This is a genomic window from Homoserinibacter sp. YIM 151385, assembly GCF_027912415.1.
Taxonomy (GTDB): domain Bacteria; phylum Actinomycetota; class Actinomycetes; order Actinomycetales; family Microbacteriaceae; genus Schumannella.
Window position 1 is genome coordinate 703,955 of sequence record NZ_CP115175.1, and the last position, 22,552, is coordinate 726,506.

General features: G+C 73.9%; 22 protein-coding genes. All 22 read right to left on the reverse strand.

The annotated features are described in order from the left end of the window. Nucleotides 1-7: 7 nt before the first annotated feature. Nucleotides 8-271 carry a phosphoribosyl-ATP diphosphatase gene (locus OF852_RS03375; protein ID WP_271120404.1) on the reverse strand — a complete coding sequence of 88 codons (264 nt, stop codon included), beginning with the start codon at nt 269-271 and terminating at the stop codon, nt 8-10. Nucleotides 272-354: 83 nt separating this feature from the next. After that, nucleotides 355-723: an FKBP-type peptidyl-prolyl cis-trans isomerase gene (locus OF852_RS03380; protein ID WP_271120405.1), complete on the reverse strand. Its 369-nt coding sequence runs from the start codon at nt 721-723 to the stop codon at nt 355-357. Between the two features lie 58 nt (nt 724-781). After that, on the reverse strand, nt 782-1,507 hold the full coding sequence (locus OF852_RS03385; RefSeq protein WP_271120406.1) for a hypothetical protein: 726 nt from the start codon (nt 1,505-1,507) through the stop codon (nt 782-784). 87 nt (nt 1,508-1,594) lie between these two features. Next, on the reverse strand, nt 1,595-2,296 hold the full coding sequence (locus tag OF852_RS03390) for a hypothetical protein (RefSeq protein ID WP_271120407.1): 702 nt from the start codon (nt 2,294-2,296) through the stop codon (nt 1,595-1,597). Nucleotides 2,297-2,412: 116 nt separating this feature from the next. Further along, complete coding sequence (gene rpe, locus OF852_RS03395; RefSeq protein ID WP_271120408.1) at nt 2,413-3,075, reverse strand: ribulose-phosphate 3-epimerase; 663 nt, start codon at nt 3,073-3,075, stop codon at nt 2,413-2,415. 9 nt (nt 3,076-3,084) lie between these two features. Further along, on the reverse strand, nt 3,085-4,470 hold the full coding sequence (locus tag OF852_RS03400; protein ID WP_271120409.1) for an RsmB/NOP family class I SAM-dependent RNA methyltransferase: 1,386 nt from the start codon (nt 4,468-4,470) through the stop codon (nt 3,085-3,087). Then, nucleotides 4,467-5,387: a methionyl-tRNA formyltransferase gene (gene fmt / locus OF852_RS03405; RefSeq protein WP_271120410.1), complete on the reverse strand. Its 921-nt coding sequence runs from the start codon at nt 5,385-5,387 to the stop codon at nt 4,467-4,469. The genes OF852_RS03400 and fmt overlap by 4 nt, the downstream gene beginning before the upstream one ends. A 41-nt stretch (nt 5,388-5,428) precedes the next feature. Beyond that, nucleotides 5,429-7,426, reverse strand: coding sequence for a primosomal protein N' (locus OF852_RS03410; protein ID WP_271120411.1), 1,998 nt, complete (start codon nt 7,424-7,426; stop codon nt 5,429-5,431). A gap of 23 nt (nt 7,427-7,449) precedes the next feature. After that, nucleotides 7,450-8,643 (reverse strand): methionine adenosyltransferase, encoded by a 1,194-nt coding sequence (gene metK / locus OF852_RS03415; RefSeq protein ID WP_271120412.1) that lies wholly within the window; start codon nt 8,641-8,643, stop codon nt 7,450-7,452. Nucleotides 8,644-8,710: 67 nt separating this feature from the next. Further along, nucleotides 8,711-9,919: a bifunctional phosphopantothenoylcysteine decarboxylase/phosphopantothenate--cysteine ligase CoaBC gene (gene coaBC / locus OF852_RS03420; RefSeq protein WP_271120413.1), complete on the reverse strand. Its 1,209-nt coding sequence runs from the start codon at nt 9,917-9,919 to the stop codon at nt 8,711-8,713. Nucleotides 9,920-9,941: 22 nt separating this feature from the next. Then, nucleotides 9,942-10,199, reverse strand: coding sequence for a DNA-directed RNA polymerase subunit omega (rpoZ, locus tag OF852_RS03425; RefSeq protein WP_271120414.1), 258 nt, complete (start codon nt 10,197-10,199; stop codon nt 9,942-9,944). Between the two features lie 65 nt (nt 10,200-10,264). Further along, nucleotides 10,265-11,155 (reverse strand): guanylate kinase, encoded by an 891-nt coding sequence (gene gmk, locus OF852_RS03430; protein WP_271120415.1) that lies wholly within the window; start codon nt 11,153-11,155, stop codon nt 10,265-10,267. Beyond that, entirely contained in the window at nt 11,152-11,988 is an 837-nt protein-coding gene (pyrF, locus tag OF852_RS03435; protein WP_271121102.1) for an orotidine-5'-phosphate decarboxylase, read from the reverse strand. The genes gmk and pyrF overlap by 4 nt, the downstream gene beginning before the upstream one ends. Beyond that, entirely contained in the window at nt 11,988-15,284 is a 3,297-nt protein-coding gene (gene carB / locus OF852_RS03440; RefSeq protein WP_271120416.1) for a carbamoyl-phosphate synthase large subunit, read from the reverse strand. The genes pyrF and carB overlap by 1 nt, the downstream gene beginning before the upstream one ends. Next, the gene (gene carA, locus OF852_RS03445; RefSeq protein WP_271120417.1) at nt 15,284-16,441 is read right to left on the reverse strand and encodes a glutamine-hydrolyzing carbamoyl-phosphate synthase small subunit; all 1,158 of its coding nucleotides are present in this window, start codon (nt 16,439-16,441) and stop codon (nt 15,284-15,286) included. The genes carB and carA overlap by 1 nt, the downstream gene beginning before the upstream one ends. Continuing rightward, entirely contained in the window at nt 16,438-16,941 is a 504-nt protein-coding gene (locus tag OF852_RS03450) for a PH-like domain-containing protein (RefSeq protein WP_271120418.1), read from the reverse strand. The genes carA and OF852_RS03450 overlap by 4 nt, the downstream gene beginning before the upstream one ends. Then, nucleotides 16,938-18,266 (reverse strand): dihydroorotase, encoded by a 1,329-nt coding sequence (locus OF852_RS03455; RefSeq protein WP_271120419.1) that lies wholly within the window; start codon nt 18,264-18,266, stop codon nt 16,938-16,940. Before OF852_RS03455 ends, OF852_RS03450 begins: the two co-directional genes overlap by 4 nt. After that, a complete protein-coding gene (locus tag OF852_RS03460; RefSeq protein ID WP_271120420.1) occupies nt 18,263-19,216 on the reverse strand; it encodes an aspartate carbamoyltransferase catalytic subunit in 954 nt (317 codons plus the stop codon). Before OF852_RS03460 ends, OF852_RS03455 begins: the two co-directional genes overlap by 4 nt. Beyond that, nucleotides 19,213-19,749 (reverse strand): bifunctional pyr operon transcriptional regulator/uracil phosphoribosyltransferase PyrR, encoded by a 537-nt coding sequence (pyrR, locus tag OF852_RS03465; RefSeq protein ID WP_271120421.1) that lies wholly within the window; start codon nt 19,747-19,749, stop codon nt 19,213-19,215. Before pyrR ends, OF852_RS03460 begins: the two co-directional genes overlap by 4 nt. Nucleotides 19,750-19,832: 83 nt before the next feature. Beyond that, on the reverse strand, nt 19,833-20,666 hold the full coding sequence (locus tag OF852_RS03470) for an ABC transporter permease (protein ID WP_271120422.1): 834 nt from the start codon (nt 20,664-20,666) through the stop codon (nt 19,833-19,835). A gap of 13 nt (nt 20,667-20,679) precedes the next feature. Next, nucleotides 20,680-21,699, reverse strand: a complete 1,020-nt coding sequence (locus OF852_RS03475; protein WP_271120423.1) for an aliphatic sulfonate ABC transporter substrate-binding protein — start codon at nt 21,697-21,699, stop codon at nt 20,680-20,682. A gap of 31 nt (nt 21,700-21,730) precedes the next feature. After that, nucleotides 21,731-22,552: an ABC transporter ATP-binding protein gene (locus tag OF852_RS03480; RefSeq protein ID WP_442908643.1), complete on the reverse strand. Its 822-nt coding sequence runs from the start codon at nt 22,550-22,552 to the stop codon at nt 21,731-21,733.

Genomic DNA, 22,552 nt, shown 5'->3' on the forward strand with positions numbered 1-22,552 from the left:
GGGCCGATCAGAGATGTCGGTACACGTCCGCCGGCGTCAGGCCCTTCGCGAGCATGAGCACCTGCAGGTGGTAGAGCAGCTGCGAGATCTCCTCGGCCGCCTCGTCGTCGCTCTGGTACTCGGCCGCCATCCACACCTCGGCGGCCTCCTCCACGATCTTCTTGCCGATCGCGTGGACGCCGGCGTCGAGCTCGGCGACCGTGCCCGAGCCCGCGGGGCGGGTGCGGGCCTTCTCGGTCAGCGCCTCGAAGAGGGCGTCGAAGGTCTTCACGATCCCCAAGGGTATCGCGCCCGGACGCACGAGGAGCGCCGCCCGCGGGCGGCGCTCCTCGTGCGGCGGAGAGCGGAGCGGTCCTACTGGACGCCGAGCAGGTCGATCACGAAGACGAGCGTGCGGCCCGAGAGCCGGTGGCCGCCGCCCGCGGGGCCGTAGGCGAGGTGCGGCGGGCAGACCAGCTGGCGCCGTCCGCCGACCTTCATGCCCGGGATGCCGTCCTGCCAGCCCTTGATGAGCCCGCGCAGCGGGAACTGGATCGACTGGCCGCGGCTCCAGCTCGAGTCGAACTCCTCGCCCGACTCGAAGTCGACGCCGAGGTAGTGCACGTCGACGGTCGCGCCGGGGGCGGCCTCGGGGCCGTCGCCGATCTCGAGGTCGGTGATGACGAGCTCCTCGGGGGCGGGCCCCTCGATGAACTCGATCTCGGGCTTGGTCTTGTCAGTCATGCGACCAGTCAAGCAGACCGCGCCGACACGGGCCGTCGCTCCGGCTGGGAGGCAGAGGTCATTCCGCTGACGGAGTCTCGAGCACCGGCACGACGACTCCGGCCTCCTGGCGCTCCTCCGGCGTCGACATGAAGGCGTTCGCCTCCCAGTCGACCTCGGCGAACCTCCGCCGGACGAGCTCCGCGCTGTCCGCGGCGTCGAACGGGGTCGAGAGGTCGAAGCATTCGCGCGGCACCAGCGGCTCGGCCGCCTGCCAGTCGAACTCGACGTCCTCCTCGTCCTCCGGGACGGCGGGGAACGAGCGCTCGAGACGGTCGAGCACCGCATCGCGCCACGCGAGGTATCCGGCGTCCCGCGGAACGATGAGCTGCGCCAGCGTCGAAAGCCATGCGGCGTTCTCGGCCGGCTCCGCGCCCTCGAAATGCAGGGCGTCGTTGAGCAACATCATGGTCAAGTGCAGCGGCCCGCGCACGGGGCCCGTCCACTCCTCATCGGCGAACTCCATGTAGGGGCAGCACGAGAAGTGCACGGTCCCGAGCCAGGCCGCCTCGAGGTAGTCCCTCAGCCAGGTGTCGGAGTCGAGCTCGTCCAGGGTGAACACGATCCATTCGCCGATCGCGACCCCCAGCGCGAGCTGAGCCCGACGCGCCAGGGGGCCGAGGCGCGACGCCACGACCTCGTCACCGGGCTCGTAGGCCGCAACGGGGTCTCGATCCTCCCAGTGCCACGACACCGGCGATCCGGCGGCGATGGGGCGGACATGTGCGGGGCGATACAGCGTCATGGGCGTCCTTTGTTCGTGCGCCGTGCCGGCGCGGCCTGGATGAGTGGACAGCAGGCCCGTGCGCACCTGACCCGCGAGCGGCGGAGATCACGGGAGCCGGTAGGGAGTGCCCTCGAAGCCCGCCGCGATCAGCTCGTCCGGCGTCCGCAGGTAGCGGTTCTCGGAGGGCACCAGCTCCCCCAGGAATCTGGCCAGGTGCTCGCGCTCGCTGCCGCGCTCGAACTCCGTGGTCGTGTCGAGCACCTCGCGTGGCACCGGCTCGCCCTTGATGTCCGCCTCATCGGCCGGGTAGAGCTCGACGAGCCTCGCGACGACCATCCGCACCCACGCATCGAACGGCTTCCGGTCCGGCGAGACCAGCTTGGCAAGTTGGTAGGAATAGACCGCCACGTGGAAGAGATGCTGCGCCCGCGGCGTGTCGTAGGAGCGCAGCGCGTCTTCCACGAGCTCCATCGCGGCCAGCAACACACCGTCGACAGGCCCACGCCGCTCCTCGAACTCGGCTTCAGGCGGCATCGCGACGTAGCGTATGTCGACTGAGCCCGCCCACGCGGCCGTGACCATCTGGAGCGGAGCGTCGAAATCGCTCATCCCCTCGAACCGCCACATGGTCCACTCCGCTGCACCGATCGCGAACGCCAAGCGCGCGCTCACGGACATCTGCACGAGACGCGCAGCGAGCTTGGGATTCTCCACCTCGAAATCGGCCGTCGACTTGATGCCGTGATCTGCCGGCCAGCCGAGGGCTCCGGACGTTCGGATGTGCGGCGGGGCGGTGAGCATCGACATGGCAGGCGAGGCTACCGCGTGGCGCTGATCTCTCGTCACGGCCTGTGGACAACCCGCGCCGGGGCTCCGCGGCGGCGTGCGGCGCCGGCGACCGCATCAACGGCATTCGCCTCGACTCAGTGGCTGTGCGCGGCCGCGGCGGCGCGCAGCTCCGCGATCGCGGCGCCGGGATCGGGCGTCGCGTAGACGCTCGAGCCCGCGACGAAGGTGTCGGCGCCGGCCGCCGAGGCGGCCGCGATCGTCTCGACGGTGATGCCGCCGTCCACCTGGAGCCAGACGTCGAGCCCCGCGCCGCGCACCGCATCCCGCACGGCCGAGACCTTCGGCATCATGTCGGCCATGAACGACTGCCCGCCGAAGCCGGGCTCGACCGTCATGACGAGGATCTGGTCGAACTCCTCGAGGAGCTCCAGATAGGGGGCGACGTCCGTGCCCGGCTTGATGCCGAGGCCGGCGCGCGCGCCGATCGAGCGCAGGCGCCGCGCGAGCGACACCGGGTCGGCGGCCGCCTCCGCGTGGAAGGTCACCGAGTGCGCGCCGAGCTCCGCGTAGTCGGGAGCCCAGCGGTCCGGGTCCTCGATCATGAGGTGCACGTCGAGCGGCACGGGCGAGGTCGCCTGCACGCGCTCCACCATGGCAGGCCCGAAGGTGAGGTTCGGGACGAAGTGGTTGTCCATGACGTCGACGTGGACGAGATCGGCCGAGGCGATCCGCTGCAGCTCCGACTCCATGTTCGCGAAGTCGGCGGACAGGATGCTCGGCTCGATGCGCACAGTCACGCCGCCAGCCTAGGGCTCGGTCGTGAGCAGCTGGACGAACATCGCGTCCGTCCCGTGCCGGTGCGGCCAGAGCTGCGCCGCCGGACCGGAGCCGAGCCCGAGCGGGCGGACGGCGACCGACTCGAGGACCGCGGGCGTGTCGAGCGCCGTGAGGCCCGCGTGGCGCTCGAGGGCGGCAACCACGATCCCGCGCGTCTCCTCGAGGTGCGGCGAGCAGGTCACATAGGCGAGCAGGCCGCCCGGCCTGAGCGCGGCGACCGCCGAGTCGAGGAGCTCGGCCTGGAGGGCGGCGAGCTCGGCGACATCCTCGGGCGACTTGCGCCAGCGCGCCTCGGGGCGGCGGCGCAGGGCCCCGAGGCCCGTGCACGGCGCATCGAGCAGGATGCGATCGAAGCGCCCGGGGAGCTCCCGGCCGAATCGGCGGCCGTCGCCCACGAGCACCTCGGGCGCGGGGTCGAGCGCCGCGAGCGCCTTCCGGACGAGCTCCGCGCGGGTCGGCGCGACCTCGTTCGCCATGAGCACCGCCCCGTGCTCGGCCGCCTCCGCGGCGAGCAGCGCGGCCTTCCCGCCGGGGCCCGCGCACATGTCGAGCCAGCGCTCCCCCGGCTGCACCTCGCGAGCGCGGCTGAGCGCGAGGGCCGCGAGCTGCGACCCCTCGTCCTGGACGCGCGCCCGGCCGCGCCGCACCTCGGGGATCCGCCCGGGGTCGCCGCCCGAGAGCACGACCCCGACGGGCGAGACGCCGCCCGCCTCGGCGCGCTCGCCGAGCTCCTCGACGAGGGAGGCCGGAACGCTCAGCCCGGGGAGGGCCGCCAGCGCGACGCGGGGCGAGACGTTGTCGGCCTCGAGCAGCGCCGCGATCTCCTCGCCGCGACCCTCCGCATCCAGCGCCGCCTGCAGGGCGTCGACGATCCAACGGGGGTGGGCGTGCTCGATCGCGAGGCGGCGGGCGCCCTTGAGCTTCTCGAGCGCCTGCGCCATCCACTCCTCGGCGCTCCGCCTCGAGAGCGTGCGCAGGGTGCCGTTCACGAATCCCGCGGCCCGCGGGTGCCCGGCCTCGCGGACGAGCTCGACGCTCTCGCCGACGGCCGCGTGCGAGGCCACCCGCATCCCGAGCAGCTGATGCGCGCCGAGTCGCAGCACATCGAGCACGGCCGGGTCGATGTCGACGACGGGGCGGGCGGTCACGATCGCGAGGATGCGGTCGTAGGTCCCGAGGCGGCGGAGCGTCCCGTAGGCGAGCTCGGTCGCGAAGGCCGCGTCCTTCGCGTCGAGCTCGGCCTCGACGATGTACCTCGGCAGGATCAGGTTCGCGTAGGCGTCGTCCTCGCGGACCGCCTCGAGCACCGCGAAGGCGACCCGGCGGCTCGGCTGCACCCGCTCGCCGGCGGTCACGACAGCACCGCCGAGCCGCCGAGGCCGCGCATCCAGTCGGCCGCGGGCATCGCCCGCCGCCCGGCGGGGAGGACCGTGCGGAGCTCGAGCGCGCCGTCCCCCGTGCCGAGGACGACCACGCGGCCGCGCGACTCGACCCGGCCGGGCGGCAGGCCCGCGACGTCGTGCGCGAGGCCCGCGTCCAGGATCTTGAGTCGCGCGCCATCGAGCTCGGCGAAGGCGCCGGGCTCGGGCGTGGTCCCGCGGATCTGGGCGTCGAGCTGCGCCGCGGTGCGCGTCAGGTCGAGTCGGCCGTCGGCGAGCTCGAGCTTCGGCGCGAGACTCGGCTCGCCCGTCTGCGGCACCGCGGCGGCCGTGCCGTCGGCGAGCCCGGCGACGACGCCCGCGAGGAGCTCCGCGCCGGAGACCGCGAGCTGCCCGAGGAGCGCACCGGCCGTCTGGCGGCGGCCGATGGGCGTGCGCTGCGAGGCGAAGACGGGACCCGCATCCAGCTCCTCCACGAGCTGGAACACGGCGGCGCCCGTCTCCTCCTCGCCCGCCATGATCGCGCGCTGCACGGGCGCCGCCCCGCGCCAGCTCGGCAGGAGGGAGAAGTGCAGGTTGATCCAGCCGAGGCGGGGCGCCGAGAGCAGCGGCTCGCGGACCAGGCCGCCGAAGGCGACGATGACGCCGAGATCCGCGTCGAGCGCCTGGAGCTCCTCCGCGACGGGGCCGAGCCGCAGGGTCTTGACGACGGGCAGGCCCAGCTCCTCCGCGGCATCCGCGACGGGCGTCGCCGTGAGGACGCGCTTGCGTCCCTGCGGGGTGTCGGCGCGGGTCACGACCGCGGCCACCTCGTGCTCGGAGGCGGCGAGCCGGCGGAGGCTCGGGACGGCCGCGGCAGGGCTGCCGGCGAAGATCAGGCGGAGCGGAGGCACCCGACGATTCTGCCGCACCCGGTGGCACGCGGTGACGCCCGCTACTCCTCGAACGGCTCGGGGTCGTCGATGCGGACGCGAAGCGGCACCGGCTGCCGGCCGCGGCGCGCGCCGCCCGGCGGCGGCTTGCGGCGCGCTCCCGCGAGGCGCACGACCTCGGCGCGGAGCTCGCCCGCGACACGGGCCCCCGCCGCATAGTCGAAGCGCACGATCGCGCGCACCTCCTCGCCCTCGCCCGTCGGGCCGAGGACGTCGACGCCCTCGCCCGCGACGCGCGCGAGTGCCGACTCGACCGCCGCCTGGTGCCCGGTGAGCGTCGCGACGCGGACGGCGGGCGGGAAGCGCAGCACCCGGCGGTCCTCGAGCTCGGCACGCGCGAAGGCCGGCTGCGTCCAGGTCGCGAGGGCCTGTGCGAGCCCGCCGCCGACCCCGACCAGCACGATCGGGGCGCCGTCGGCCGCGAGGGCCGCGGCCGAGGACCACCAGCGCAGGCAGTCCTCCGCGACGCGGAGGCTCTCGCGCGCGACCATCCGCTCGCCGTCGAGCAGGAGCACGGCGCGGTAGCCGCCCGCCGCGATCGGCTCGGCGCCGCGGGTCGCGATGACGAGCGCCGGCTTGTCGGGCACCTCGGTCACCGTCCGCTCGCCGTCCGCGACGATGACCCGGGCGCGCGGGAAGGCGCGGCCCAGCTCCTCGGCGGTGCGCTGCGAGCCGCTGCCGCGTGATCGGAGGCGACCGCCCCGGCACTCGGCGCAGCGCCAGTTCGGGTCGGCGACGCCGCACCACAGGCAGGTCGGCGGCGCGTTCCGCCTCGGCAGCCGGAGCGGACCGCCGCAGCGCCGGCAGCGCGCCGGCGCCGAGCAGTCGCCGCAGACGAGGCCCGGCGCGAACCCCGGCCGGCCGACCTGCACGAGCACGGGCCCCCTCGCGACCGCCTCGGCGGCGTGCCGCCAGGCCGTCGAGGGGATGCGAGCCTGCTCCGCGAGGCGCTCGCGCCCGAGCACGTCGGCGGTCGGGATGACCCGCGGGTGCGGCGCGCGGGCGGGACGCAGCTCCTCGAGCCAGCCCAGCTCCACGAGCCGCTGCGTCTCGGTGGAGCGGGTGTGCGAGGCGAGGAGGAGGGCGGCGCCCTGCTGCTCCTGCCGGACGAGGGCGGCGTCCCGCGCGTGCACGTAGGGCGCGAGCGGCTCCTGGTGGAGCGGGTCGCCGTCGTCCCAGACGGCGATGAGCCCGAGGGAGGCGGCGGGCGCGTAGATCGCGGAGCGGGTGCCGACGACGACCGCGGGCCGCTCCCCCGCCGCCCGGAGGAGCCCGCGGGCGCGGTCCGGGTTCGGCTGCCGGGCATCCCAGCGCACCACATCCCCGGGGTCGACGAGATCCGAGAGCGCGTGCACGAGCTGCTCCTGATCCCGGTAGTCCGGGACGACGAGGATCGCCGAGCCGCCTCGCGCGAGGGAGGCGGCGGCCGCCGTCGCGAGGAGCCTCGCCCAGCGCCCGACCCAGCGCCCCGCCTCGGGGCCGGCCGCGAGCTCCACGACCCCCGGCCGCGGCTGCAGCGCGGCGCGCCCGCGAGCTTCCAGCAGCGCCTCGAGCGCCCCCGGCGGCAGATCCTCGCTCGCGGGCGGCACCGGCGTCGTCTCGCGCGCCGAGTCGACGGGCGCGGCCGAGGCCGCGAGATGCGACTTCTCGACGCGCACCTGCCGCGGCGGGATCGCGAGGCGGAGGATGTCGCTCGCCGAGCCCGCCGCGCGGGTCGACACGGCGCGCGCGAGCGCCCAGACCTCCGGCCGCAGCACCGGGACGGGCGAGACGAGCTCCTCGACGTCGCTCAGCGGCCCCGGGTAGTCGACCTGGTGGGCGAGCTCGACGACGTAGCCGTCCGCGATGCGCCCCGCCGAGCGCAGCGGGACCTTCACCCGGACACCCGGCGCGACATCCCCCATCGCCTCCGGGACGCGGTAGTCGAAGAGCCGATCGAGCTGCGGCAGGGGCGAGACGACGAGCACCCTCGCGATCGTCGCCGCCGTCACGCCCGCCATGTCGCCCGCCGCGTCGTCGGCGCTCAGAGGCCCGCGGCCTCGCGGAGCGCGTCGACGCGGTCGAGCCGCTCCCAGGTGAAGTCGGGCAGCTCGCGGCCGAAATGACCGTAGGCGGCCGTCTGCGCATAGATGGGGCGCAGGAGCTGGAGGTCGCGGATGATCGCGGCGGGGCGGAGGTCGAAGACCTCGCGGATCGCCCGGGTGATCCGCTCCTCGGGCAGGTGGGCGGTGCCGAAGGTCTCCACGTAGAGGCCGACCGGGGCGGCCGCGCCGATCGCGTAGGCGACCTGCACCTCGAGCCGGTCGGCGAGCCCCGCCGCGACCGCGTTCTTCGCGACCCAGCGCATCGCGTACGCCGCCGAGCGGTCGACCTTCGAGGGGTCCTTGCCGCTGAAGGCGCCGCCGCCGTGGCGAGCCGCGCCGCCGTAGGTGTCGACGATGATCTTGCGGCCCGTGAGACCGGCATCGCCCTGCGGGCCGCCGATCTCGAACACGCCGGTCGGGTTGATGAGGCGCGTCACGTCGCCCGTGTCGAGCTCGACCGTGTCGAGCACGGGCGCGACGACGAGCCGCCAGATCTCCTCGCGGAGCTCGTCGAGGCGGATGCTCGGGGCGTGCTGCGTCGAGAGCACGACCGTCTCGACGCTCTTCGGCGAGAGGCCCTCGTAGCCGATCGTCACCTGCGTCTTGCCGTCGGGCCGCAGCCAGTCGACGAGCCCCTCGTGGCGGACGGCCGCGAGGCGCTCGGAGAGCCGGTGCGCGAGCCAGATCGGGAGCGGCATGAGCTGCGGGGTCTCGCGCGTCGCGAAGCCGAACATGATGCCCTGGTCGCCCGCGCCCTGGCGGTCGAGCGCATCGGCGCTGGAGCCCTCGCGCGACTCGACGGCGTGGTCGACCCCCGCCGCGATGTCGGGCGACTGCTCGCCGATCGAGACCGAGACGCCGCACGAGCGGCCGTCGAACCAGACGTCCGAGCTCGTGTAGCCGATGTCGGTGATGCGCTTGCGCACGATGCCGGGGATGTCGACGTAGCCGCTCGTCGTGACCTCGCCGGCGACGTGCACGAGGCCCGTCGTGACGAGGGTCTCGACCGCGACCCGGGCGGCGGGATCGACCTGGAGCAGGGCGTCCAGGATCGAGTCGCTGATCTGATCGCAGATCTTGTCGGGGTGGCCCTCGGTGACGGACTCGGAGGTGAAGAGGCGCAGGGTGCTCACGGGATGCAGGCTCCGGGGCTGGATCGGCGCCGGCGCGGGGCCGGCGAGGGCGTGGATGCGGCCGTCGTCAGCCGCGGGACGCCGAGGGCGGGAGCGCGGCCGCCACGAGATCGAGGATGCGATCGGCGACCTCCGCCTTGGTGCCCTCGGCCTCCGCCATGATAGTGCCGACCCCGGACAGGACCGTGATCGCGTTGCGCTCCGTTGCGAAGCCCTCGTGCCATCCGACCCTGTTGAGGACGAGCAGGTCGACGCCCTTGCGCGCCGCCTTCGCGCGGCCGAGCTCGAGCTGGCGCTCACGATCCCGCTCCGTCTCGGCCGCGAAGCCGACGACGATCTGCCCCTCGGCGCGCGCATCCGCGAGACCGCGGAGGATGTCGGGGTTGCGCACGAGCCGCAGCTCGAGCTCGTCGCCCGTCTCGTCCTTTTTGATCTTGTCCTCCGCGACCTCGACGGGGCGGTAGTCCGCGACCGCGGCGGCCATGACGATCGCGTCCGCGCGACCGGCGGCCTCCCGCGCCGCCCGCTCGAGCTCGGCGGCCGTGCCGACCTGGACGAGCTCGACGCCCTGCGGCGGGTCGATGTCGAGGTTCGCGGCGACGAGCACGACCTCGGCGCCGCGCGCGGCCGCCCGGAGCGCGATCGCCGCGCCCTGGCGCCCGCTCGACCGGTTGCCGACGAAGCGGACCGGGTCGATCGGCTCCCGGGTCCCGCCCGCCGTCACGAGCAGGCGCCGCCCCTCGAGGTCGCGGGGCGCCAGCAGCCCGGTCGCCGCGGCGACGATCGCGTCCGGTTCCGCCATGCGGCCGACACCCGAGTCCTGCCCGGTGAGCTGGCCGGCGACGGGGCCCACGAGATGCACGCCGCGCTCGCGCAGCAGCGCCGTGTTCGCGCGGGTCGCGGGGTGCTCCCACATCTCCGTGTGCATCGCGGGGGCGATGAGCAGCGGCGCCCGGCTCGCGAGCACCGTGTTGCCGAGGAGGTCGTCGGCGATGCCCGCCGCGAGCTTCGCCACCGTGTTCGCGGTCGCGGGGGCGATCACGACGAGGTCGGCCCGCTGGCCGAGCGCGACATGCCGCACCTCGGCGACGCCCTCGTAGAGCTCGGTGTGGACCGGATTGCGGCTGATCGCCTCGAGCGTCGGGCGGCCGACGAAGCGGAGCGCCGCCTCCGTCGCGACGACGTGGACGTCGTGGCCCGCGAGCACGAGGCCGCGGACGACCCCGACGGCCTTGTAGGCGGCGATGCCGCCCGTGATGCCGACGACGACGTTCATGCGCGGATGCGGCGGGTGCCGACTACTCCGCGATCTGCGTGAGCTTGAGCTTGTCCTCGTTGATCTCGTGGAGCGCGACCGAGAGGGGCTTGTCGTCGATCGTCGAGTCGACGAGCGGGCCGACGTTGTCGAAGAGCGAGCCCTCGTGGAGGTCGGCGTAGTAGTCGTTGATCTGGCGCGCGCGCTTCGAGGCGAAGATCACGAGCTGGTACTTCGACTCGACCTTCGACAGCAGCTCGTCGATGGGCGGGTCGATGATCCCGGCGTTCTTGTCGGCCATGTCAGCTCCTCGATTCGGGGACGGATCGCGGGCCGGTCGGGCCCGCGGAAGTCGGATGGTCGGCGTCAGGCGCCGGGCACATCGAGCAATTCTACGACCTCGGCGGCCGCTTGACCGACATCCCGGTTCACGATCTTGACGTCGAACTCGTCCTGGGCGCTCAGCTCGACCTTCGCCGTCTCGAGCCGGCGGGCCTGCTCCTCGCTCGACTCGGTGCCGCGGCCGATCAGCCGGCGCACCAGCTCCCCCCAGCTCGGCGGGAGCAGGAAGAGCAGCAGCGCCTCCGGCATCGCCTCGCGCACCGAGCGCGCGCCCTGGAGGTCGATCTCGAGGAGGACGCTCCGGCCGGCCGCGATCGCCTCGTCGATGGGCGGGCGCGGCGTGCCGTAGCGGGACGAGTTGTGGACGGTCGCCCACTCGAGGAACTCGCCGTCCCGGATCATGCGGTCGAACTCCTCGTCGGAGACGAAGTAGTAGTGCTTCCCGTCGACCTCGCCGGGGCGCGGCGGCCGGGTCGTCGCCGACACGCTGAGGAGCACGTCGGGGTGGTGGTCGCGGATGTGCTGCGACACGGTGCCCTTGCCGACCGCCGTCGGGCCGGCGAGCACGACGAGGCGGCTCGCGCGCGGCACGCGCTCGCGCTGCTGGAGGTACTCGCGCAGCTTCGTCCGCTGACGGACGCCCAGACCGCCGACCTTCTTCGAGCTCGCGATGCCGAGGCGCTCCATGACGCGATCGGCGCGGGTCGGGCCCATGCTCGGGATGCTCGTGAGCAGCTCGCGCACGCGCATCGAGCTCTCCGGGGCGGTCGCGTCGCCCCCGCGCCAGGACTCCTCGGCGACCGAGAGGGCGGTGCGACGGCGCTCCGCGACCTCGCGCTTCACGGCGGCACGGGCACGGCGGGCGGCGACGGCCGCGAGCGCGGCGGCCCGGCGGTCGACCTCGGGGGGCTTCACGAGGCGCTCCGGATCTCGCGGTCGAGCGCGGCGATGCGCGAGCGGACCTCCGACGCGCCCCCCTCGACGAGACTCCTGGATGCGCTCACCAGGACATTCTGCGACACCCGGCCGAACAGCCGGACCAGGTCCGCACCGCGGGCGCCCTGCGCGCCGAATCCGGGGGCGAGGATCGGGGTGGCGGCGAGGGCCGCCGGGTCGATCCCCGAATCCGGCATCGCGACGGTCGCGCCGATCACGACGCCCGCCGCGCCGAGGCGGGTCGCGCCGAGCGCCGCCCCGGCGTTCCGCGCCGCGATCTCCCGCACGACCGAGGCGGCGACCGACTCCCCCGCCGCGACCGCGCGCTGCAGCCCGGCGGCCTCCGGGTTCGAGGTCGCGGCGAGCACGAAGGCGCCCTTGCCGGCGTCCTCCGCGCGGCCGAGGGTCGCGGCGAGCGAGCCCGTGCCGAGGTAGGGGTTGAGGGTCATGGCATCGGCCTCGAGCGGGGAGCCGGGGCGCAGCCAGGCGTCGGCGTAGCCCTCCATGGAGGTGCCGATCTCGCCGCGCTTGACGTCCGCGATCACGAGGAGGCCGGCCTCCCGCGCGGTGCGGAGCACCTCCTCCAGGACCGCGAAGCCCGCCGCCGCGTGGCGCTCGAAGAACGCGACCTGCGGCTTCACGACGCCCGCCCCGTCGGCCGCCGCGTCGATCACGCGGAGCGCGAGCTCGCGCGCGCCCGCCGCCGAGTCCTCCAGCCCCCAGGCGGCGAGCAGGTGCGCGTGGGGGTCGATCCCCACGCACACCTGCCCCCGCTCGTCGAGGGCGGTGCGCAGCCGCTCGCCGAAGCCCATCACGCGAGCGATGCGGCGCGGTCCCGCGCGTAGTCCTGGAGGCTGCGGACCCGGATCGGCGTGTGCGCCTCGTCGAAGGCCGCGACCGCCGCGGAGAGCTGCGCGATCGTCGTGAACAGCGGCTTGTCGGCGGCGACCGTCGCCGTGCGGATCTCGAAGCCGTCCGCGCGGGCGCTGCGGCCCGAGGGCGTGTTGATGACGACGTCGATGCGGCCGGCGTTGATGAGCTCGACGATCGAGGGCTCCCCCGCCACCGCCTCCTGGCCCATGAAGTACTTCCGCACGGTCGTCGCCTGGATGCCGTTGCGGGCGAGGATCTCCGCCGTGCCCGCCGTCGCGACGATCTCGAAGCCGAGCTGCTCGAGGCGCAGCACCGGCAGGATGATGGCCCGCTTGTCGCGGTCGGCGACCGAGACGAAGACGGTGCCCGTGTCGGGCAGTCCGCCGTAGGCGGCATCCTGGCTCTTCGAGAACGCGCGCGGGAAGTCGACGTCGATGCCCATGACCTCGCCCGTCGAGCGCATCTCCGGGCCGAGCACGGAGTCGACGACGTGGCCCTCGTGCGTCCGGAAGCGCTTGAAGGGCAGCACGGCCTCCTTGACCGACACGGGCGAGTCGAGCGGGACGTCCGCGCCATCGCGCACCGGCAGCATCCCCGAGGCGACGAGCTCGTCGATCGTGGAGCCCGTCATGACGAGGGACGCCGCCTTCGCGAGCGGGATGCCGAGCGCCTTCGAGACGAAGGGCACCGTGCGCGAGGCGCGCGGGTTCGCCTCGAGGACGTAGAGCACCCCCGCGCCGATCGCGAACTGGACGTTGAGGAGGCCGCGCACGCCGATGCCCTCCGCGATGAGGCGGGTCGCCTCGGCCACGCGGTCGATGACGTCGCGGCCCAGCGTCACGGGCGGGAGCGTGCAGGCGGAGTCGCCCGAGTGCACGCCCGCCTCCTCGATGTGCTCCATGATGCCGCCGACGTAGAGCCGCTGGCCGTCGTAGAGGGCGTCGACGTCGATCTCCACCGCGTCGTCGAGGAAGCGGTCCACGAGCAGCGGCTGGCCAGGGCCGATGATCGCCTGGTCGGCGACCCGCTCGAAGTAGTCGACGAGCGCCGGGGTGTCGTAGACGATCTCCATGCCCCGGCCGCCGAGCACGTAGCTGGGGCGGACGAGGACCGGGTAGCCGATCTCCTCCGCGACCCGCACGGCGCTCACGGCGTCCGTCGCGGTCCCGTTGCGGGGCGCGACGAGTCCCGCGTCGTGGAGGATGCCGGCGAAGAGGCCGCGCTCCTCCGCGAGGTCGATCGCGGCGGGGCTCGTGCCGAGGATCGGGACGCCCGCGGCCTCCAGCCCCTTCGCGAGGCCGAGGGCGGTCTGGCCGCCGAGCTGCACGACGACGCCGACGAGCTCGCCGGAGGCGGACTCCGCGTGGATGACCTCGAGCACGTCCTCGAGGGTGAGCGGCTCGAAGTAGAGCCGGTCGCTCGTGTCGTAGTCGGTCGAGACCGTCTCGGGGTTGCAGTTGATCATGATCGTCTCGAAGCCCGCGTCGTGGAGGGCGAAGGAGGCGTGGACGCAGGAGTAGTCGAACTCGACGCCCTGGCCGATGCGGTTCGGGCCGGAGCCGAGGATGACGACCTTGCGCGCGTCGCTCGGGGCGACCTCCGTCTCGAGGTCGTAGCTCGAGTAGTGGTACGGCGTGAGCGCCGGGAACTCGCCGGCGCAGGTGTCGACCGTCTTGAAGACGGGGCGCACGCCGAGCTGCCAGCGGGCCTCGCGCACCTCCGCCTCCTCGAGCCCGCGGAGCTCCGCGATCTGCGCGTCGGAGAAGCCGTGGTCCTTGGCGAGCTCGAAGGCCGCCCGGTCGAGCTCCCCCGCGCCGGCGAGCTCGTCGGCGACCTCGTTGATGAGCACGATCTGGTCGATGAACCAGGGGTCGATCGCGGTGGCCTCGAAGACCTCCTCGACGCTCGCGCCCGCGCGGAGCGCCTGCTGCACCGTGATGATGCGGCCGTCCGTGGGGATGCGGGAGGTCTCGAGCAGCTGCGCCTTCGAACCGGGCTCACCGCGCCAGTGGAAGCTCGAGCCGCGCTTCTCGAGGCTGCGGAGCGCCTTCTGCAGCGCCGTCGAGTAGTTGCGGCCGATCGCCATCGCCTCGCCGACGCTCTTCATGGTGGTCGTGAGGGTCGCATCCGCCGAGGGGAACTTCTCGAAGGCGAAGCGCGGCACCTTGACGACGATGTAGTCGAGCGTCGGCTCGAAGGAGGCCGGGGTCACCTTCGTGATGTCGTTCGGGATCTCGTCGAGGCGGTAGCCGATCGCGAGCTTCGCCGCGATCTTCGCGATCGGGAAGCCGGTCGCCTTCGAGGCGAGCGCCGAGGAGCGCGAGACGCGCGGGTTCATCTCGATGACGATGACGCGGCCGTCGACCGGGTCGATCGCGAACTGGATGTTGCAGCCGCCCGTGTCGACCCCGACGCGCCGGATGATCTCGATGCCGATGTCGCGGAGGTTCTGGTACTCGCGGTCGGTGAGCGTGAGCGCCGGCGCGACCGTGATCGAGTCGCCCGTGTGGACGCCGACCGGGTCGACGTTCTCGATCGAGCAGACGACGACCGTGTTGTCGGCCGTGTCGCGCATGAGCTCGAGCTCGTACTCCTTCCAGCCGAGGATCGACTCCTCGAGGAGCACCTCGGTCGTCGGCGACTGGTGGAGGCCGTCGGTCACCATGCGCACGAGCTCGGGCTCGTCGTACGCGAAGCCCGAGCCGAGGCCGCCCATCGTGAAGGAGGGGCGGACGACGAGCGGGTAGCCGAGGTCGTCCGCGCCGGCGATCGCCTCGTCGACCGTGTGCACGATGCGGCTGCGCGCGACATCCGCGCCCGCCTCGAGCACGAGCTCCTTGAAGAGCTGGCGGTCCTCGCCCTTCTTGATCGCCTCGACCTTCGCGCCGATGAGCTCGACGCCGTGCTTGGCGAGGATGCCGGCCTCGTCGAGCGCGATCGCCGCGTTGAGCGCGGTCTGCCCGCCGAGCGTCGGCAGGACCGCGTCGGGGCGCTCCTGCACGATGATCGCCTCGAGCGCCTCGGTCGTGATCGGCTCGATGTAGGTCGCGTCCGCGAAGTCGGGGTCGGTCATGATCGTCGCCGGGTTCGGGTTGACGAGGATGACGCGCACCCCCTCGGCGCGGAGGACGCGGCAGGCCTGCGTGCCCGAGTAGTCGAACTCGGCCGCCTGGCCGATGACGATCGGGCCGGAGCCGATGACGAGGACGGACTGGATGTCGTCGCGCTTGGGCATTACTGGGCGGCTCCCTTGGTGGACCGGTGCTCGGCGACGAGGTCGCGGAAGCGGTCGAAGAGGTAGTCGGAGTCGTGCGGGCCGGCGGCCGCCTCCGGGTGGTACTGGACGCTGAACGCGGGGATGTCGAGCGCGCGGAGGCCCTCGACGACCCGGTCGTTGAGGCCGACGTGGCTGACCTCGACGCGCCCGAAGCCGGCGGGGCTCTCGATCTCGCCCTCGATGGGCGCGTCGACCGCGAAGCCGTGGTTGTGCGCCGTGATCTCGATGCGGCCGGTCGCCTTGTCGAGCACCGGCTGGTTGATGCCGCGGTGGCCGAAGGCGAGCTTGTAGGTGCCGAAGCCGAGGGCGCGCCCGAGGAGCTGGTTGCCGAAGCAGATGCCGAAGAAGGGCAGCCCGTCGCGGAGCACCCCCTGCAGCAGCTCGACATGGGCGTCGCTCGCGGCGGGATCGCCGGGGCCGTTCGAGTAGAAGACCGCGGCGGGCCCGAGCTCGCGCAGCTGCTCGACGGTGATCGTCTGGGGCACGACGTGCACCTCGAAGCCGCGGAGGGCGAGCTTCCGGATGGTCGACTCCTTGACGCCGAGGTCGAGCACCGCGAGGCGGCCGAGCGGCTCCGAGCCCTCGGCGGCGGGGACGACGCGCGTCTCCAGCACCGAGACCTCGGCGGAGAGGTTGAGCCCGCGCATGTCGCGGCCCGCGCGCACGGCGGCGAGCTGCTCCTCATCCGGGAGCGCGGCCTCCGCGCCCGAGAAGATGCCCGAGCGCATGGAGCCGGCCGAGCGGAGCCGGCGGGTGAGCGCGCGGGTGTCGATGCCGGAGATCCCGACGATCCCGTCCTGCGCGAGCTCGTCGTCGAGGCTGCGGAGTGAGCGGAAGCTCGAGACCACGCGGCTGGGATCGCGCACGACGTAGCCGGCGACCCAGACGCGGCGGGACTCCATGTCCTCGTCGTTCATGCCGGTGTTGCCGATGTGCGGCGCGGTCTGCACGACGATCTGGCCCGCGTAGCTCGGGTCGGTGAGGGTCTCCTGGTAGCCGGTCATGCCGGTCGCGAAGACGGCCTCGCCGAGCGCGCGGCCCTCGGCGCCGTAGGCGCGGCCGGTGTAGCGGGTGCCGTCCTCGAGGACGAGCACGGCGGGGGCGGGGGCGGTCATGCGGCCTCGCTTTCGGTGGCGGGGAGGATGCGGCCCAGCGCGCGGACGAGCGCGGCCGGGTCCTCGGTTCGGAAGTCGGAGTCGAGCCGGGCGTCGCCGAGACGCCAGGTGACGCGGACGAGCCCGTCGCGCTCGACGGCGCGGTCGATCGTCCAGGTGGCGCGCGCGACGCCCTCGAGCGCCGCGACGGGGATCAGGCGGACCGGCTGGCCGGTCAGGGCGAGGACGAGCCCGGCATCCGCGACCGTGAGGTCCGCCGCCGAGCGGAAGCCCAGCCCGCGCACCGCGATGCGGTCGTAGGCGTCGCCCGAGCGGGTCGTCGCGACGTGCAGCGCGGAGGCGGCGAAGTGCACGTCGCCGAGCTCGGCGTCCGCGGGCGCCGCGGCGAGCTCGGGGAGGTCGGCCTGGCGGGCGCGCCGCCGCCGCCAGCCGAGCGCCATGAGGCCGAGCGCGAGCGCGATGACCGCGATGACGATCACGGCCGCCACCTCGCGGCTCATGCGCCGAGCTCCGCCGGGTCGAGGACGCGGCCGTCGAGGACGGTCGGCGTGCCGCCGTGGAGGGTCGCCACGACGCGGCCCGGCAGCTCGCGGCCGAGGTAAGGCGTGTTGACGCCCTTGCCGACGAGCTGCGCGGTGCCGAAGCCGCGGCGGGCCGCCGGGTCGACGAGCGTCAGGTGCGCGGGCGAGCCGGGCTCGAAGGGCGCCGCGTAGCCGTCGAGCCGCCCGATCTCGGCGGGCGTCCGCGAGAGGACGCGCGCGACATCCGCCCAGTCGAGCTGGCCGGTCTCGACGACCGAGGCCTGCACGACCGACAGCGCCGACTCGAGGCCCACCATGCCGAAGGAGGCCTCCTGCCAGGCGCACTCCTTCGACTCGACGGGGTGCGGGGCGTGGTCGGTCGCGACGATGTCGATCGTGCCGTCCGCCAGCGCGGCGCGCAGCGCCTGCACGTCCTCGTCGCGGCGCAGCGGCGGGTTCACCTTGAAGCGCGGGTCGTAGCCGGGCGCGTAGGGCGGCTCCGCGCGCGCGACGAGCTGCTCCGTGAGGAGCAGGTGGTGCGGCGTGACCTCGGCGGTCACCCGGATGCCGCGCGCCTTCGCCCAGCGCACGACCTCGACCGACCCGGCCGTGGAGAGATGGCAGATGTGGAGCCGGGCGCCGACGTGCTGCGCGAGGAGCACGTCGCGGGCGATGATCGACTCCTCCGCGACGGCCGGCCAGCCGGCGAGGCCCAGCTCGCCCGAGAGCTCGCCCTCGTTCATCTGGGCGCCCTCGGTCAGCCGGGGCTCCTGCGCATGCTGCGCGATGACGCCGTCGAAGGTCCGGACGTACTCGAGCGCGCGGCGCATGAGCAGGGCATCGTGGACGCACTTCCCGTCGTCGCTGAACACCCGGACCCCGGCGCGCGAGTGCGCCATCGCGCCGATCTCGCTGAGCCGCTCCCCCGCGAGGCCGACCGTGACGGCGCCGATGGGCCGCACCGTCGCGTAGCCGTGCTGCTCGCCGAGCGAGGCGACCTGCTCGACGACGCCCGCGGTGTCCTGCACGGGCGAGGTGTTCGCCATCGCGAAGACCGCCGTGAAGCCGCCCGCCGCCGCCGCGCGCGTGCCCGTGAGCACCGTCTCGGAGGCCTCGAAGCCGGGCTCGCGGAGGTGCGTGTGGAGGTCGACGAGCCCCGGCAGCGCCTGCAGGCCGTCGGCGTCGATCACGCGGGCGCCCGCGGCCGAGAGGCCCGAGCCGCGCTCCGCCACGACGCCGTCGCGGACGAGGAGGTCGGCGCGGCTCCCGTCCGGGAGGGTCGCGTGCTGGATGAGGATCGTCATGCGGAGGCCTCCGTCGTTCCCGAGAGCACCAGGTAGAGCACCGCCATCCGTATCGAGACCCCGTTCGCCACCTGCTCGAGCACGACGGAGCGCGCGGAGTCGGCGGCCGCCGCGGAGATCTCGAAGCCGCGGTTCATGGGGCCGGGGTGCAGGACCATCGTATCCGCCGGGAGGGCGGCGAGCCGCGCATCGTCGAGGCCCCACCAGCGCGCGTACTCGCGCTCGTTCGGGAAGTAGGCCGCCCGCATCCGCTCGGACTGGACGCGGAGCATCATGAGGGCGTCGGGGCGGGCCGCGATCGCGCGGTCGAGCTCGTGCTCGACGCTCGCCGGCCACGAGCCGACGCCGACCGGCAGGAGCGTCGCGGGCGCCACGAGCTGGACCTCGGCGCCGAGCGCGCGCAGCAGCCAGACGTTCGAGCGGGCGACGCGCGAGTGCAGGATGTCGCCGACGATCGCGACGCGGATGCCGTCGAGGTCGCGCCCCCGGGATGCCCCGCCGTGGAGGCGCCTCCGGATCGAGAAGGCGTCGAGCAGGGCCTGCGTCGGGTGCTCGTGGGTCCCGTCTCCCGCGTTGACGACGGCGGCGTCGATCCAGCCGCTCGTCGCGAGGGTCGCGGCGGCGCCGGACGCGCCGTGCCGGAGCACCACCGCATCCACGCCCATCGCGGCGATCGTCTGCGCCGTGTCCTTGAGGCTCTCGCCCTTCGAGACGCTCGAGCCCTTCGCGCTGAAGGTGATGACGTCGGCGCTCAGGCGCTTCGCCGCGGCCTCGAAGCTGAGTCGGGTGCGCGTCGAGTCCTCGAAGAAGAGGTTCGCGACCGTGCGGCCGCGGAGCGTGGGCAGCTTCGGGACGGCGCGGGTCGCGACCTCGGCCATGTCCTCCGCGATGTCGAGGATGCCGACCGCCTCCTCGCGTGAGAGGTCGCGCACGGAGAGCAGGTGCCTCATTCGGAGATCTCCACGAGGTCCTCGCCGTCCGTCTCCTCGAGGCGCACGTTGATGCGCTCGTGGACGGAGCTGGGGAGGTTCTTGCCGACGAAGTCGGCGCGGATGGGGAGCTCGCGGTGGCCGCGGTCGACGAGCACCGCGAGCCGCACCGCGCGCGGCCGGCCGAGATCGCCGATCGCGTCGAGCGCGGCGCGGATGGTGCGGCCCGAGTAGAGCACGTCGTCGACGAGGACGACCGTCTGCCCGTCGACGCCCGCCGCGGGCATGCGCGTCGGCGCGGGCGTGCGCGTCGGCTGGCGGTCGAGGTCGTCGCGGTACATCGTCACGTCGAGCGTGCCGACGCGCGAGGCGTCGAAGCCCGGCTCGAGGCGGGCGAGGATGCCGCCGAGCCGCTCCGCGAGACGAGCGCCGCGGGTGGGGATGCCGAGGAGGACGAGATCCGAGGGACCGTGGTTCGACTCGAGGATCTCGTGCGAGATGCGCGTGAGCGCGCGTGCGATGTCAGCCTGCTGGAGCACGGTTCGCGCTGCCATGTCTGACCTCCTTCCCCGCCTCTCGGGACGGATTTAAAGGTGGTCGGTGTACCGCCGATCAGTCTAGCCCACGGCGGACCGGCTCACCCCCAGCGCTTGAGGAGCCGGCGCTCGAGCACGCCGATGAGCGCATCCGTCGTCTTGCCGAGCACCGCGAGCAGGATGATCGCGAGGAAGATCCGGTCGACGCGGCCGTTGTTGCCGGAGTCGATGAGGAGGAAGCCGAGGCCCATCGAGGAGTTGAGGAGCTCCGCCGCGACGAGGAACAGCCAGGACTGCGCGAGCGCGAGGCGGAGGCCGCTCACGATCGCGGGGATGACGGCCGGCAGCTGCACGGTCGCGAGGAGCGGCAGCCCGCGGAGCCCGTAGGCGCGCCCGGCCTCGACGAGGAGCGGGTCGACGTGCCGCAGCGCGCTCGCGAGCGTCGTGAAGACCGGGAACGCGGCGCCGATGGCGATGAGCACGACCTTCTGCGGCTCGTAGATGCCGAGGTAGAGCACGAGCAGCGGCACCCAGGCGAGCGACGGCACGGCCCGCAGCGCCCCGATCGTCGGCGCGAGCAGGACGCTCGCGGTCCGCGAGAGCCCCACGAGCGCGCCGAGCACGAGGCCGACGGCCGAGCCGATCGCGAAGCCGAGGAGCACGCGCTGGGTCGAGATCGCGATGTCGCGGAACAGGAGCCCGCGCTGCGCGAGGTCGATCGCGGCCTCGACGACCGACGGCGGCGAGGGCAGCCGGTGCGCCGGGACGAGCCCGGTCGCGGACGCCGTCCACCACACCGCGAGGATGAGGATCGGGACGAGCAGGCCGCCGAGGATCGTCCACCAGCGACGCGGCGCGGCAGAGCGCAGCGGGCGCGTGGCCCCGTCGCCCACGGCGCGTCGCGCCTCGAGCTCCGTCGTCAGCCGGTCCGTCATCCCGTTCCCTCGATCAGAGCGAGTCCGGGTCGGCCTCGTCGGCATAGGCCGGTTCGAAGAGCGTGTCGAGCGCCTCGTCGATCTGGTCCTGGGACGCGACGTCGCCCGAGTCGACGAAGATCGGCCCGATGACCTCGAGCACGGCGCGCTGCGCCTCGCCCGGGGCCGGGTCGATGTCGAGCTCCGTGCGGTCGACGAGCACGGCGGTCGCGATCTCGCCGTCGATGCCGGCGACCTCCGCGAGGATCGCGGCGGTGTCCTCGGGGTTGTCCTGCGCCCAGGCGCGCGCCTTCTCGTAGGCGTCCACGACGACCTGCGCGAGGTCCGGGCTCTGCTCCAGGAACTCCTCGGTCGCGTTGAGGAAGCCGTAGCTGTTGAGGTCGATGTCGTCGAAGATGATCTCGCTGCCGGCCTCCGCGACGCTCGTCGAGAGCAGGGGGTCGAGACCCGACCACGCGTCGACGGCGCCCGACTCGAGGGCCGTCTTGCCGTCCGCGTGCTGGAGGTTCTGGATCGACAGCTCGTCGATGCCCACCCCCGCCTGCTCGAGGGCCTGCAGGAGGAAGAAGTACGGGTCGGTGCCCTTCGTCGCGGCGACGTTCTTGCCGCGGAGGTCCTCGACCGACTGGATGTCGGAGCCGGCGGGGACCAGGAGCGCCGCCCAGTTCGGCTGGCTGTACACGTCGATCGTCTTGATCGGCGAGCCGTTCGAGCGGGCGAGGAGCGCGGCGGAGCCCGCCGTCGAGCCGACGTCGATCGCGCCCGCGCGGAGCGCCTCGTTCGCCTTGTTCGAGCCGGCGGACTGCACCCACTCGACCGTCACGTCGTCGCCGAGGGCGGCCTCGATCCAGCCCTCCTCCTTGATGACGAGGCTGAGCGGGTTGTAGGTCGCGTAGTCGAGGGTGAGCGTCGAGGCGCTCCACTCCCCCGAGGCGTCGGCCTGCGGCTGGCCCTCGCCGGCGACGCAGCCGGTCAGGGCGAGGGCGCTCGCGGTGACGAGGGCGACGGCGGTCGCGATGCGGGTGCGGCTCATGTCGTGGACGTTCCTTACGGGTGGTGCGCGCTCAGACGGCGACGCGGTGGTGGGAGGGCACGCCGAGCCCCTCGAGGAGCTCGGCGCGGAGGTCGGCGAGTCGGCTGTCGGCGCGGTCGCGGGGGCGCTCGCCCGGGATCTCGACGAGGGCGCGGATGCCGGCCCCGGCATCCGGGCGCGCGGGGTCGGCGCCGAGGAGCACGACGCGGTCGGCGAGCGCGAGCGCCTCGTCGACGTCGTGGGTCACGAGGAGCACGGTCGCCGGCTCCGCGCGGTGGATGTCGAGGAGGAGGTCCTGCATCGTGAGGCGCGTCAGCGCGTCGAGGGCGCCGAAGGGCTCGTCGAGGAGGAGGACGCCGGGATTCCGCGCGAGCGCCCGGGCGAGCGAGGCGCGCTGCGCCATGCCCCCGGAGACCTGGCGGGGGCGGAGGCCCGCCGCCGCGTCGAGCTGCACGAGACGGAGCAGCTCCGCCACGCGCGCACGACCCGCCTCGCGCTCGGTCCCGTGCGGGAGGCCGAGGCGCACGTTGCGCTCGATCGTGCGCCAGGGCAGCAGGCGCGGCTCCTGGAAGGCGACCGCGCAGCGCTGGTCCACGGCCGCGACGGGACGCCGCCCGAGCGCCACGGAGCCCTCGTCGGGGGCGTCGAGCCCGCCGACGAGGCGCAGCAGCGTCGACTTGCCGCAGCCGGAGGGGCCGAGGAGGGCGACGATCTCGCCCTCGCGGATGTCGAGGTCGACGCCCGCGAGGACCGTGCGCGTCCCGCCGCCCGGCGCCGCGAAGCGACGGCCGACGCCGCGCAGGCTCACCTGGAGCGCGGCGGCGCTCGAGGGCGCGGGGGCGGCGAGGTTCAC